The following is a 12820-nucleotide window of genomic DNA, read 5'->3' as shown; positions in this document are numbered from 1 at the left end:
TCACTGCTTCGGGTGACAAGATCGCTCGGAGCGCCGGTTCTTGTCGTACCCCCGGGGGAGGCTCGCCCCTACGGTCCCCGGGTGGGTGGGGGTTAGGGATGGAAATAGCAGCACACGTGCGGATGCCTCGGGACGAGGCCGAGGCGGTCGCCATGCAGACCGAGCTCGCCGGGTGCGTGGTCGTCGCCGACGACGACCGGCCCATCGACACCGTTGCGGGCCTTGACATCGCCTACGACACCGCCTCGGACACCGCCGTCGCCACCGCGGTCGTCCTGCGCCGCGGCGACCTCGCCGTCCTCGACGAGGCCGTCGTGCAGGGCGCCTCCGACTTCCCGTACGTGCCCGGCCTCCTCGCCTTCCGCGAACTCCCGTTGCTGCTCAAAGCGATCGAAGCGCTCACCGTCGCCCCCGACCTGTACGTGTGCGACGGCTACGGCCTCACCCACCCGCGCCGCTTCGGCCTCGCCTGCCACCTCGGCGTCGTGCTCGACGCGCCCGCGATCGGCGTCGCGAAGAACCCGCCGCACCTGCCCGTCGCCGACCCGGGCCCGGCCCGCGGCGACTGGTCGCCGATCGACGCGGGGGAGGAGACCGTCGGGTGCGCGCTGCGCACCCGCGACGGCGTCAAGCCCGTGTTCGTGTCCGTGGGCCACCGCCGCACCCTCGCCTCGGCCCGCGACCTCGTCCTCGAACTCGCGCCCCGCTACCGCCTCCCCGAACCCATCCGAGCCGCGGACCAGTTGGGCCGCAAGCGACTCGCCGAGACGAGGTAGGGCCCACCCCACCCCCGACCGGCCCGCCCGCAGGATCGCCGCCGGTGGGCTTTCCCCCTAGCGTTGAGGGCATGGAGAAACCCCAGTCCGTCACGAACGCCGCCCTGCTGTGGACGACCGCGGTCGTCGCCGGCGTCATCGAAGCCGTCTTCGTCGTCAGCCAGACCGCCCAGGACACCGGGCTCGACTCGGGCGTCTGGACCGCCGTCGCCGTCCGCGGCCTGATCTACCTCGCCGTCATGGCCCTCATCGTCGTCTTCGCGACGGGCCGCCGCTGGGCCCGCTGGGCGCTCGCCGGGCTCCTGTCCGTGATCGGCCTCGCCTCGCTCGTCGTCGAACCCGCGCAGCAGCTCATGGACGGCGCCCCGTTCCTCGAAGCGTTCGGCGGCGACGGCCGGCTCATGATGGGGATCTTCGTCGCCCGCATGCTGCACGTCGCGGCCGTGCTCACCGCGACCATCGTCATGTTCAGCCCCAGTGCGAACGCCTACTTCAAGAAGCCCGCCGAGCCCGCGGCGGCCGTCGCGGCCTAACGCCCCCGCAGCCACGCGGCGTCGCCCGGCGCGAGGTCCGGGACCGACGCGACCTCCTCGATCAGGTCCCGCTCGCCCATGGCGGCGCGGAAGAACATCGCGGCCGTCACCCCGTGGCCGGGCCGGTGCACCACGTCGAGCTCGGCCCCGGCCTCGACGTGGCCCGGCTCGACCACCCGCAGGTACGGGCCCGGCCGGGCCTCGCGCGCGAACGTCTTCAGCCAGCCGCGCTCGTCGATCCACCCGCGGAACGTGCCGCACGGGATGCGCGCCCCGGTCACCTGGAGCACCAGCCCGCCGGGCCCGGCCCACCGCTCGCCGATGAGCGCCGCGTTCACGTCGTAGCCGCTCGTCGTCAGGTTCTCCCCGAACGCGCCCGGCCCGAACTCGCGGCCCACCAGGGCCCCGAAATGCGCGTAGTCCTCGCTCCCGAACACGTACACGGCCTGGTCGGTCCCGCCGTGGTTCGCCACGTCGCCGACGCGGTCGCCTGCGAGCCCCACCGAGCCGTCGCCCTTCGGCCCCGGCGAGGTCACCCGGACGGGGCCGTCCACGGGCCGCTTGTCGATGTACGTGGCCGCGAGGCCCTTCCACGGGTTCGCCCGCGGGCGGCCGACGTTCACCGAGAGGATCTTCACGCGCCGGAGCGTATCCCCGGGCGGCGTGCGCCTCAACCGCATTTGCGGTGTCGGAGCCCCCCGCTAGGCTTGCGGCGTGGGGGTGAGCACTCGGAAGCTGTTCCGCGACGACGCGGTGGTCCTGCGCACCTTCAAACTCGGCGAGGCCGACGCGATCGTGTCGCTCCTGGGCCGCACCCGCGGCCGCTACCGCGCCATGGCCAAGGGCCTGCGCCGCACCTCCTCGAAGTTCGGGGCCCGCCTCGCCCCCTTCAGCCACGTCGACCTCCAGCTCATCGAGGGCCGCGCCGAGCTCCACACCGTCACCCAGGCCGTCGGCCTGCACCTCTCGGGCGGCGCGATCAGCTCCGACTGGGCCGCGTACACCGCCGCGTGCGTCATCGCCGAGGCCGCCGAGCGGCTCGTCCCCGAGGACCACCAGCCCGACCTCGACGTGTTCCAGCTGACCCTCGGCGCCTTCCGCGCGCTCGCCGAGACCGAGCTGCCGCCGGTGCTCGTCATGGACTCGTACCTGCTGCGCGGCATGAAGTCCGCGGGCTGGGCGCCCTCGCTCGACCAGTGCGCCGTGTGCGGCGCCGACGGCCGCCACCGCGCGTTCGCCGTCGCCGCGGGCGGCGCCGTCTGCGGCGACTGCCGCCCCGGCGGCGCCTCCGTCCCCGCGCCCTCGTCCCTGGAGCTCATGCGCGCCTTGGAGTCCGGCGACTGGGGCAACGCCGTCGCCGCCGACCCCCGCCAGCGCAGCGAGGCCGCGGGCCTCATCGCCGCCCACTTCCAATGGCACTCCGAGCGGCCCCTGCGCACCCTCAAGTACGTCCCCCACGGCCGCGGCGGTCTCTGAGGGGCGCGCTCGCGCACGCCGCGGGCGAACGCGAGGGATTCGCGGGTTCGCTGGCGCCCCCGCTTTCAAGCGTGCCCGGTGGGTCCGACAGCGGCGGCCGCGACTGCGGTCGCGGCGGCAGTCGAGGCGGCTGCGGCCGTGACTGCGACAGCGGTCGCGACGACGGCGGTCGGGCCGTCGGTCGGGGGCGGCCGGGGCGAGGAGCGCTCGGGGCGGGACTACGATCGAGGCCCCGCCGGGCGCCGCCGCGCAGGCGGTCTCCCCGCCGAGTTGGAGGTCCAGTGAGCCGCACGTACGAGCCGCCGAAGCCGCACCCGTCGGGCGCGGTGCCGCCCGAGCTGCCGCGCGACCTGGTGCCGAGGCACGTGGCGCTCGTGATGGACGGGAACGGCCGGTGGGCCAAGGAGCGCGGGCTCAAGCGCACCGAGGGCCACACGATGGGCGAGGCGTCGCTGTTCGACACGATCGAGGGCGCGATCGAGATGGGCGTGGGCACCCTCTCCGCGTACGCGTTCTCGACCGAGAACTGGCGGCGCAGCCCCGACGAGGTGCGGTGGCTCATGGGCTTCAACCGGGACGTCATCCACCGCCGCCGCGACGAGCTCCACGCCATGGGCGTGCGCATCCGCTGGGCCGGGCGCCGCCCGAAACTGTGGAAGAGCGTCATCAAGGAACTCGAAGTGGCCGAGGAGATGTCGAAGGACAACGACAAGATCACGCTCCAGTTCTGCGTGAACTACGGCGGCCGCGCCGAGATCGCCGACGCCGCCGCGGCCCTCGCCCGCGACGTCAAGGCCGGGCGCCTCAACCCCGAGCGCGTCACCGAGAAGACCTTCGCCCGCTACCTGTACAACCCGGACCTGCCCGACGTGGACCTGTTCCTGCGCCCCTCCGGCGAGCAGCGCACCTCGAACTTCCTGCCCTGGCAGTCCGCGTACGCCGAGCTCGTCTACATGGACGTCCTGTGGCCCGACTTCGACCGCCGCGACCTGTGGCGCGCGTGCGAGATCTACGCCCGCCGCGACCGCCGCTTCGGCGGCGCCGAGCCCAACCCGGTCGCCGCTAGCTGAACGGCGTGAAGCCCCGGCCGCGCTCCTGGTCGGCCTGGAGCTTGTCGACCGTGGTCTGGAGCCGGTCGATCCGCTCCAGGATGAGCGCGGTGTCCGCCGAGACCTGCTCGTCCAGGTCGTCGAGGCGCTGCGCCTCCTCCATGGACGCGAGCACCACGCCGAGGAGCAGGTTCACCAGCACGAACGCGCCGAACAGGATGAACACCAGGTAGTACGGCAGCGTCCATATGTTGTGCTCCATGCTGTTGCGCATGACGTTGCCCATGTCGTCGAACGCCACCAGCTGGAACAGGTTGAGCAGGGTCTTCCCGACGGTGCCGAAGTGCTCGGGGTCGGAGGCGCTGAACGCGATCCACCCGACCATCGCCCACAGGTACATGACCACGCCCGTCAGCGCGAACACGCCCGCCGACTTCGGCAGCGCCTTCCCGGCCGCGACCAGGATGATCCGCAGCGACGGCAGCGACCGGAAGATCCGCACGATCCGCGCCAGCCGCAGCATCCGCAGGATCGTCACGTTCTCGCGCAGACCCGGCATGAACGACGCCACCACGATCACGAAGTCGAAGACGTTCCAGGCGTCCTTGAAGAACCGCAGCGGCCGCCGCCCGAACGACACCAGCCCCGCCAGCACCTCGAACGTGAAGAACCCCAGGCACACGTAGTCGACCCAGTGCAGGAACTCTGCGGTCGCCGCCGAGTGCGGGAACGTCATCGCGCCCAGCGCCGCCGCGTTGACGAGGATGACCACCATCGACACCGTCTGGAACCGAGGGCTCGCCAGCAGGGCCCTGCAGGCGGCGGGGATACGGCTGGGGTCGGTACCAAGGGTGGGAACGCGCACCGCACAAGAGTAGTAAGCCCGTACACCCGCCGACTGCGGAGGTGAGCGGGCCGGTGACGCATTCGGCGCACCCCATGCCGCACAATGGGGCCGTGAGCGCCGACCTCGCCGACACCGACGCCCCCGCCGCCGAGCGCCCCCCGCGCGCCCGCCGCGGGCTCACCTCCATCGAGGCCCTCGGGCTGCTCCTCGTCTTCGGCCTCACCGCCAGGCCCGGCCTCACCGACCTCTTCGCCGCCCCCGCCGCCCAGGCCTGGGCCGCGAGATTCGTCGCCGTCTGCGTCCAGGCGTTCCCCTTCCTCGTCCTCGGCGTCGCCCTCTCCGCCGCCATCAGCGCGTTCGTGCCCGCCGGGTTCTTCCACCGGGCCGTCCCCAAGCGAGCCGCGCTCGCCGTCCCCGTCGCGGGCGTCGCCGGAGCCGTCCTCCCCGCCTGCGAATGCGCCTCCGTGCCCGTCGCCGGGGCCCTCGTGCGCCGCGGCGTCGCCCCCGCCGCCGCGTTCACGTTCATGCTCGCGTCCCCGGCCATCAACCCGATCGTCGTCGTCTCCACGTTCGTGGCCTTCCCCGGCAACCCGGAGATGGTCGCCGCGCGCGTGTGCGCCTCCCTGGCCGCCGCGATCGGCATCGGATGGCTGTGGGCGAAGCTCGGCCGCACCGAGTGGCTGCGCCTGCCCGAGCACCGCCACCACGACGACGGCAGATGGGCCGCGTACTGGGCCGCGATCCGCCACGACTTCCTCCACGCCGGCGGCTACCTCGTCATCGGCGCCGCCATCGCCGCCAGCCTGAACACCCTCGTCCCCGAGACGTGGCTCGCGCCCATCGCCGACAGCCCCGTCCTCGGCGTCCTCGCGCTGGCGGTCCTCGCGGTGCTCGTGTCGATCTGCTCGGAGTCGGACGCGTTCGTGGCCGCGTCCCTGACCCAGTTCTCGCCCACCGCGAAGCTCGCGTTCATGGTCGTGGGCCCGTTCATCGACGTGAAGCTCGCGGCCATGCAGGCCGGGACGTTCGGCCGCCGCTTCGCGGTCCGGTTCGCCCCGGCGGCATTCCTCGCGGCGCTCGCCGCCGCCGCGCTGATGGGAGTGGTCTGGCTGTGAGACGCGACGCGCAGGCGGTCGTCCTGCTCCTGGTCGGCGGCGGGATGCTGCGCCTGGCCTGGACCGGCGACTACCTCGACTACGTCAAGCCCTACGCGTTCTGGCTCATCGTGCCCGCCGGGGTGCTGCTCATCGCGGTCGCCGCGATCACGGGCGTCCAGGCGTGGCAGGGCCGCGGGGAGGCCGACGACGGGCACGGGCACGGGCACGGCGAGCCGAAGGTGGCGTGGCTGCTGCTCGCGCCGGTGGTCGGGATGCTGCTGGTGGCCCCCGACGCGCTCGGGTCGTACGAGGCGGAGCGGACGGGCACCGTCGTGGGAGCCGAGGAGTCCCGGTCGAGCTACCCGGCGCTGCCCGACGACGTGGACCCGGTGCCGCTCACCCTCCTCGACTACGCCGCGCGCGCGATCTTCGACGAGGGCCAGACCCTGGAGGGCCACCGCATCCAGTTGCGCGGCTTCATCCTCTACGAGGGTGACGAGCCGCAGCTCGCGCGCATGGTCGTCTCCTGCTGCGCCGCCGACGCCCGGCCCGTGAAGATCGGCTTCGAGGGCGACGTGCCCGCCGGCCTGGAGCCGGACCAGTGGGTCGAGGTCGTGGGGGAGTACACCCCCAGGCAGGGCCGCGACGAGATCAACGGCGAGCTCGTCCCGTACATCGAGGTCGAGTCGGTCACCGGCATCCCCGCCCCCGACAACGAGTACCAGTAGCCCGTCACTCTTTCGCGTGATCCGGGTCATGCGGCCGCGGCCGTGCGACCCTGAACGTGAGGCGTTCCCGCAGCTCGCGGCCGACCGGCCGCGGCGCGCCGCTCATATTAGATGTTGACAATGATTGTCATGACGGAGCAGGGTTCAAGCATGCGCCGATCCAGCTTGCTCATCCTCCCCATCGCCGGCCTCGCCGCCGCCGGCACCCTCGCCGCGTGCGGCGGGGAAGGCGGCTCCGACGACGGCACCACCAGCGTCGTCGCCGCGTTCTACCCCCTCGCCTACGCCACCGAGCAGGTCGGCGGCGACGACGTCGCGGTCACCAACCTCACCCCCGCCGGCCAGGAGCCCCACGACCTCGAACTCGCCCCCTCCGACATCGCCGCCATCGAAGAGGCCGACTACGTCGTCTACCTCAAGGGCTTCATCCCCGAACTCGACGCCGCCATCGAGCAGTACGCCTCCGACAAGGCCCTCGACGTGTCCACCGCCGTCGACACCATCGGCTACGACGCCACCCAGGCCCTCGCCGAGGACGACCACGACCACGCCGAGGACGAGGACCACGCCGAGGAGGAGGGCGAGGACCACGACCACGAGGGGCTCGAAGGCACCGACCCGCACGTGTGGCTCGACCCGACCCGCTTCGCCCAGATCGGCACCGCCGTCGCCGACGGCCTCGCCGGGATCGACGAGGCCAACGCCGCCGACTACACCGCCGCCGCGGAGCAGTTCACCGCAGACCTCGCCGACCTCGACGCCGAGTTCACCGACGGCCTCGCCGCCCGCACCAGCGACGCCATCGTCACCTCCCACGCCGCGTTCGGCTACCTCGCCGACCGCTACGGCCTCACCCAGGTCGCCATCTCCGGCCTCAGCCCCGACCAGGAGCCCGACTCGCAGCGCATGGCCGACGTCGCCCACTACGTCGAGGAGAACGGGGTCACGACGATCTTCTTCGAGACCCTCGTGTCCCCCGACATCGCCGACACCCTCGCCGCCGAGTCCGGCGCGACCACCGCCGTCCTCAACCCCCTCGAAGGGCTCACCGACGACCAGGCCGACGCCGGGGACGACTACTTCACTGTGATGCGGGAGAACCTGGCCGCGTTGCAGACCGCCCTCGGCGCGGCGTAAGGCAGCATTACCCAGATGCCCGTCCTCACCGTCCGCGGCGCGACCGTCTCCTACGGCGGCCGCGCCGTCGTGCGCGGCGCCGACCTCGCCGTCGCCCCCGGAGAGGCCGTGGCCCTCATGGGCGCCAACGGCTCCGGGAAGTCCACGCTCATCAAGGCCGTCGCCGGGCTCGTGCCCCTCGCGGGAGGCGCGATCGAGCTGTTCGGCACCCCGCAGAAGCGCTTCCGCGACTGGAAGCGCATCGGCTACGTTCCCCAGCGCACCGGCGCGGCCTCCGGCGTCCCCTCCACCGCCGCCGAGGTCGTCTCCCAGGGCCGCCTCGCCCACCGCCTCCTCGGGATGCCCGCGCGCCGCGCCGACCGCGACGCCGTCGCCCGCTCCCTCGCCGAAGTCGGCCTCGCCGACCACGCCCACTGCTCCGTGGACACGCTCTCCGGCGGCCAGCAGCAGCGCGTCCTCATCGCCCGCGCCCTCGCCACCGACCCCGACCTGCTCATCATGGACGAGCCCACCGTGGGCGTGGACGCCGAGACGCAGACCGCGCTCGCCGCCGTCGTCGCCGACCGGATCGACGCCGGGTGCGCGGTCCTGCTCGTCACCCACGAACTCGGCCCGCTCACCGACCGCCTCGACCGCGCCGTGGTCCTCGCCGACGGGAAGGTCGTCCACGACGGCGCGCCCCCGCGCCCGGTCGGCGAGCACGCCGACCCCGCCCATGAGCACCTCCACCCGCACGCCAACGGCCACAACGGCCCCGACGGCACCGACGACCTCTGGGGCGGCAAGTGATCTTCGAGTACTTCCAGTACGAGTTCATGCAGCGCGCCCTGCTCAGCGCGCTCGTCGTCGGCCTCTGCGCGCCCACCGTCGGCGTGTTCCTCGTCCAGAAGCGCCTCGCGCTCATCGGCGACGGCCTCGGCCACGTCGCCCTCACCGGCGTCGCAGTCGGGTTCCTCACCGGCGCCGCGCCCGTGTGGACGACGCTCGCGGTCACCGTCGCCGCCGCCGTCGTCATGGAGCTGCTGCGCGCCAAGTCCAAGACCTCCGGGGACGTGGCCCTCGCGATGCTGTTCTACGGCGGCCTCGCGGGCGGCGTCTATCTCACCGGCATCGCCTCCGACAAGGGCGTCGCGAACCTCCAGCAGTACCTGTTCGGGTCGCTGCTCACCGCCGGGTGGTCCGAGGTGTGGACGATCGTCGTCGGCGGCGCGGCCGTCGCCGCCCTCATGCTGGTGCTGCGGCCCTGGCTCACCGCGATCTGCGCCGACGAGCAGTACGCGCGCGTCTCGGGCCTGCCCGTGGCCGCGCTCAACCTGCTGCTCCTGATCACCACCGCCGTGACCGTCTCGGTGTCGATGCGCGCGGTCGGCATCCTCCTGGTGAGCGCGCTCCTGGTGATCCCCGTGGTCACCGTCCAGCAGTTCACGCGCTCGTTCAAGACCACCATGTTCGCGTCGATGGCCGCCGGGTTCCTCATCTCCGGCGCGGGCGTCCTCACCTCGGCCGCCCAGGACGTGCCGCCGGGCGCGACCATCGTGCTCATCGGTGTCGCCGTGTTCGTCGCCACCGCCGTCCTCGCGGCCCTGACCCGGCGCGTCCGCCAGACCCGCCGCCGCCATCTGCCCCCCGAAGGCGAGCCGCTCGAAGTCGAACTGCCCGCGAAAGCATGACCGCCGCGGCACCTGGGACCTCACCGGGGCCGGCGACGCGATATTTTTGCGGAGTGCGGACCGAGACCGAGCTAGCCGAAGAATCCACGCCCGCCGACTACGAGTCGGCGGGGGAGCTGCTGCGCGCGCTCGCGGCGCCGCTGCGGATCGCGATCGTCATGGAGCTGGCCGCGGGCCCCAAGTACGTGCACCAGATCGTCGAGACCCTCGGCGTCACGCAGCCGCTCGTCTCGCAGCACCTGCGGGTCCTGCGCGGCGCGGGCATCGTGCGCGGCACCAGGTCGGGCCGGGAGATCTCGTACTCGCTCATCGACGACCACATCGCGCACATCGTCACCGACGCCGTCAACCACGCCAGGGAGGAGCACCAGTGACCGCCAAGCCCCCGGCCGAGAACATGGCCAGGTCCACGAAGCAGCGGACCGCGATCCTCGACCTGCTCGAACACGACGACGCCTTCCGCAGCGCCCAGGACCTCCACGCGATCCTCCGCGACGCCGGGTCCAAGATCGGCCTGACCACGGTCTACCGCACCCTCCAGGCGTTCGCCGAGGCCGACATCGTCGACGTCATGCGCCTGCCCGGCGGCGACCACCTGTACCGGCTGTGCGCCGCCGAGGAGCACCACCACCACCTGGTCTGCCGCTCGTGCGGCAAGACCGCGGAGGTCGCCGGGCCGACCGTGGAGCGCTGGGCCAACAAGGTCGCGGCCGAGCACGGCTTCACCGACGTCGGGCACACGCTCGAACTCCACGGCCTCTGCGCCGACTGCTCGCGTACCGCGGCCGGACAGTAGGGTGGGCACCGTGCTGGTTGTATATCGTTTCGCCGTAACCGAAGGCGAGACGGAGAGCTTCTCGCGCGACGCCGAGGACGCCCTCGCGGCGCTCGCCTCCTGCGGCGGCTACGCGCGCGGGGGGCTCGGCCGCGCGCTCGACGACTTCGACGCCGCCGACGAGGTCTGGATGCTGTGGACCGAGTGGGACGACGTCGGCTCCTACCGCCGCTCGCTCTCGAACTTCCAGGTCAAGATGGCCACGCCGCTCCTGTCGCGGGCCCTGCCCGAGGCGTCGGGCTTCGAGGTCCTCGCCGAGTGCGCGCCGGGCGGGACGCCCTACCGCACCGACTCCGACCGCGAGGCCGACCCCGAGGCCGCCCGCCGGGAGGCCGCCCGATGAGCGACCGCGACGCCGCGCGCCCCGACGGGGCCGCGCCGCCCGACCCTGGAGCCGTCCCCGCCGCACCGGCCCCCGAGCACGTCCCGGACCCCGGACCGGCCCCCGAGCCCGTCCCCGCGTCGGAGCACGTCCCGGTCCCCGAGCAGGTGCAGGACCCCGCGCCGGAGCCCGAGCTGGTCGAGCACGTCGAGCCGCCGCTGGAACCGGTCCCCGACCGCGAGCCCGCCCCCGAGCCCGAGGCGCCCGCGACCCATGACACCGGGCCGATCGAGATCGAGCCGCACACCTCCGTCGAGGCCGTCGCCGAACCGGCCGCGCCCGCGCAGGTCGCCCCCGAGCCCGGGGCCGCCCCGATCCCGTTCGAGCCCGAGCCGTCCGTCCCCGAACCGGCCGGGGCCGTCCCGCCGGTGGCGCTTGAGAGCGGCATCGACGCCGCCCTCAACCCCGAGGCGGGCGCCGACCTGGGGACCGCCGACACGCTCGCGCTCCCGCCGACCACCGCGGCCGTCGAGCCCACGCCCCCCGTGGTCTCCTCCGCGCCGCCGCCCCCCACGGGCGTCCCGGTGCCGTTCGCGGCCCCGCCCACCGAGCGCAACGGCGGTCGCTTCGCGCTCAAGCTGGTCCTGGGCATCGGCGGCGGCACCGCGCTCGTGACCGCGGTCGCCATCGCCCTGTTCATGGCGTTCGCGACCTTCACGAACTCCGTGACCGACCAGATCGAGGCCACGGCCGGGGACTTCGTCGCCGAGCTCGCCGACGAGGACTGGGACGGCGCGTACGCGATGCTCTGCGCCGAGATGCGCGACCGCCCCGCCGAGGACTACATCGCCGAATGGGAGTCCTGGGACGCGGCCACCGCCGAGGTCCAGCCGCTGGGCTACAACGACCTCGACGTGCGGGTGCGCCTCGCGGACGGCTCGCAGATCGCGCTCGTCGTCCCCGTCGAGCAGACCGCGCAGACCATCGGCACCAGCGTCTGCGGCTGGTACGACGTCGAAGGCTGAGGCGCGCGCCTAGCCGCTGTACGGGGGCTGCGGCGAGTACGGCTGCGGCGGTTGGGCTCCCGGCCCTTGCGGCGGGTACTGCTGCGGCGGCCCGTACTGGCCCTGCGGCTGCGTCCCGTACTGCGCCTGCGGCACGACCACGATCAGGGCCGTCCCGCCCTTCCCGGGCGTCCAGGACCGCACGGCGGGCGTGAGCACCGCGATGAACAGGGCGATGACGAGCAGCGCGACGAGGTCCTGGCGGACCAGGGTCACGGTCCAGTTCGCCTTGTCCGGCGGGAGCGTGTACTCGCTGTACCTGACGTAGTCCATGGTCTGCGCGACGGCGATGAGCCCCCACGGCAGGACCAGGACCGAGGTCCACACGACGGTGAACACGCGCGCGCCGAACGAACCGCGCAGGACGCCGAGCGCCGCGACGATCCCGAAGGCGACGGTCAGGACCGCCGTCGCGGCGGTGACCATGGTGAGCCCGGTCCCGTACCCCATCGCCATGTACTCGACGCCGAAGCCGCCGTTGTGGAGCGCGACCAGGGTCCGGATCGTGCCGAACGCGGTCCACGCGGCGAGGGCGACGACCAGGCCCGCGAGGATCGCCGCGAACGTCGCCGCGCCCGGCCGCGTCGCGGGCCGCTCCGGGGCCGCGCCCTGCGCGAACCCGCCCGGCGCGCCCGGGAGCCGCACCTCGCCCCGCTGGATGCGGTGCATGAGGATCCACTGCCGCGCGGACTTGGAGCACAGGAGGCCCAGGAGCGTCCCGTACAGGCCGCCGAGGGCGATGCCGACGAGGAGCGAGACCCACCCGGTCTCGATGTAGACGATCCCGAAGACGATCGCGACGGCGCTGATGGCGAGGCCGAGGATCGCCGAGACGAGCGACCAGATCCACGCCCAGCGCTTGCCGCGGGTGATGTGGATGCCGGAGGCGAGCGCCTGGACCGTCGAGTACACGGCGAATGCGAGCCCGATGAGGCTGAACGGGTTGAAGTAGTTGACCAGGCCGATCGCCGAGCCGATGTCGCCGATCCCGGCGAGGGCCGTGAAGATCCACAGGATGACCTGGACGCCGGTGATCGTCCCGGGCTTGGCCATCGTCATCGCGGGCGGCGGGAGCTGCCCGGGGACCGGCTGGTCCGGGTTGTGGTGCACCGGCCCGTACGCGCCGCCCGGGCCCGCCTGCTGCTGCGGCGGCGCGGGGGCGGGCTGGTACTGGAGGTGCATCCGGTCGGGCGGCGGGGGCGGGAAGGTCATCGGGGCGGGTTCCTCGCGGGTCGTGGGGCGCGGTCGGCGGCACGCGGCCGACGGCGCGGCCGGGTGTTCGGTAG

Annotated in this window: 16 protein-coding genes; 13 read left to right on the top strand and 3 right to left on the bottom strand. The window is 73.3% G+C overall.

The window, feature by feature from the left end; translation table 11 throughout:
* Window positions 1–98 precede the first annotated feature (98 nt).
* Both ACFFXY_RS13520 and ACFFXY_RS13515 read left to right on the top strand, forming a co-directional pair.
* A complete protein-coding gene (locus ACFFXY_RS13520) occupies window positions 99–776 on the top strand; it encodes an endonuclease V (RefSeq protein WP_382351151.1) in 678 nt (225 codons plus the stop codon).
* 71 nt (window positions 777–847) lie between these two features.
* Complete coding sequence (locus ACFFXY_RS13515) at window positions 848–1309, top strand: PH domain-containing protein (protein ID WP_382351148.1); 462 nt, start codon at window positions 848–850, stop codon at window positions 1307–1309.
* Here the strand turns inward: ACFFXY_RS13515 and ACFFXY_RS13510 are convergent.
* Window positions 1306–1947, bottom strand: a complete 642-nt coding sequence (locus ACFFXY_RS13510) for an MOSC domain-containing protein (protein ID WP_382351145.1) — start codon at window positions 1945–1947, stop codon at window positions 1306–1308. The two genes, ACFFXY_RS13515 and ACFFXY_RS13510, sit on opposite strands and share 4 nt — an antisense overlap.
* An 82-nt stretch (window positions 1948–2029) precedes the next feature.
* On the opposite strand from ACFFXY_RS13510, the gene recO reads away from it, so the two are divergent.
* A complete protein-coding gene (gene recO, locus ACFFXY_RS13505) occupies window positions 2030–2785 on the top strand; it encodes a DNA repair protein RecO (protein ID WP_382351142.1) in 756 nt (251 codons plus the stop codon).
* A 281-nt stretch (window positions 2786–3066) separates the two neighbouring features.
* Window positions 3067–3855 (top strand): isoprenyl transferase, encoded by a 789-nt coding sequence (locus ACFFXY_RS13500; protein ID WP_382351139.1) that lies wholly within the window; start codon window positions 3067–3069, stop codon window positions 3853–3855.
* Here ACFFXY_RS13500 and ACFFXY_RS13495 read toward each other — a convergent pair.
* On the bottom strand, window positions 3848–4699 hold the full coding sequence (locus ACFFXY_RS13495) for an ion transporter (protein ID WP_382351136.1): 852 nt from the start codon (window positions 4697–4699) through the stop codon (window positions 3848–3850). The genes ACFFXY_RS13500 and ACFFXY_RS13495 overlap by 8 nt on opposite strands.
* Window positions 4700–4773: 74 nt before the next feature.
* Between ACFFXY_RS13495 and ACFFXY_RS13490 the strand changes: the two genes are divergently transcribed.
* The 9 genes from ACFFXY_RS13490 (at window position 4774) to ACFFXY_RS13450 (ending at window position 11495) form a co-directional block, all read left to right on the top strand.
* On the top strand, window positions 4774–5796 hold the full coding sequence (locus ACFFXY_RS13490; protein ID WP_382351133.1) for a permease: 1023 nt from the start codon (window positions 4774–4776) through the stop codon (window positions 5794–5796).
* Window positions 5793–6506, top strand: a complete 714-nt coding sequence (locus tag ACFFXY_RS13485) for a TIGR03943 family putative permease subunit (RefSeq protein WP_382351130.1) — start codon at window positions 5793–5795, stop codon at window positions 6504–6506. Before ACFFXY_RS13490 ends, ACFFXY_RS13485 begins: the two co-directional genes overlap by 4 nt.
* A gap of 150 nt (window positions 6507–6656) precedes the next feature.
* Window positions 6657–7643: a metal ABC transporter solute-binding protein, Zn/Mn family gene (locus ACFFXY_RS13480; RefSeq protein ID WP_382351127.1), complete on the top strand. Its 987-nt coding sequence runs from the start codon at window positions 6657–6659 to the stop codon at window positions 7641–7643.
* A 15-nt stretch (window positions 7644–7658) separates the two neighbouring features.
* Window positions 7659–8432 carry a metal ABC transporter ATP-binding protein gene (locus ACFFXY_RS13475; RefSeq protein ID WP_382351124.1) on the top strand — a complete coding sequence of 258 codons (774 nt, stop codon included), beginning with the start codon at window positions 7659–7661 and terminating at the stop codon, window positions 8430–8432.
* Between the two features lie 26 nt (window positions 8433–8458).
* Window positions 8459–9313 carry a metal ABC transporter permease gene (locus ACFFXY_RS13470; protein ID WP_382352000.1) on the top strand — a complete coding sequence of 285 codons (855 nt, stop codon included), beginning with the start codon at window positions 8459–8461 and terminating at the stop codon, window positions 9311–9313.
* Between the two features lie 53 nt (window positions 9314–9366).
* Entirely contained in the window at window positions 9367–9687 is a 321-nt protein-coding gene (locus ACFFXY_RS13465; RefSeq protein WP_382351121.1) for an ArsR/SmtB family transcription factor, read from the top strand.
* Between the two features lie 23 nt (window positions 9688–9710).
* Window positions 9711–10109, top strand: a complete 399-nt coding sequence (locus ACFFXY_RS13460; RefSeq protein ID WP_359953489.1) for a Fur family transcriptional regulator — start codon at window positions 9711–9713, stop codon at window positions 10107–10109.
* A gap of 10 nt (window positions 10110–10119) precedes the next feature.
* Window positions 10120–10491: an antibiotic biosynthesis monooxygenase gene (locus ACFFXY_RS13455; RefSeq protein WP_382351119.1), complete on the top strand. Its 372-nt coding sequence runs from the start codon at window positions 10120–10122 to the stop codon at window positions 10489–10491.
* Window positions 10488–11495, top strand: a complete 1008-nt coding sequence (locus ACFFXY_RS13450) for a hypothetical protein (RefSeq protein ID WP_382351116.1) — start codon at window positions 10488–10490, stop codon at window positions 11493–11495. The genes ACFFXY_RS13455 and ACFFXY_RS13450 overlap by 4 nt, the downstream gene beginning before the upstream one ends.
* Window positions 11496–11504: 9 nt before the next feature.
* Here ACFFXY_RS13450 and ACFFXY_RS13445 read toward each other — a convergent pair whose 3' ends face one another.
* A complete protein-coding gene (locus ACFFXY_RS13445; protein ID WP_382351114.1) occupies window positions 11505–12746 on the bottom strand; it encodes a hypothetical protein in 1242 nt (413 codons plus the stop codon).
* Window positions 12747–12820: the final 74 nt, after the last annotated feature.

Origin of the sequence: Glycomyces mayteni, assembly GCF_042428885.1 — a bacterium.
Taxonomy (GTDB): Bacteria; Actinomycetota; Actinomycetes; order Mycobacteriales; family Micromonosporaceae; genus Glycomyces; species Glycomyces mayteni.
The sequence above is the reverse complement of the archived record's forward strand: the minus strand, read 5'-3'. Positions and strand labels throughout refer to the sequence as shown.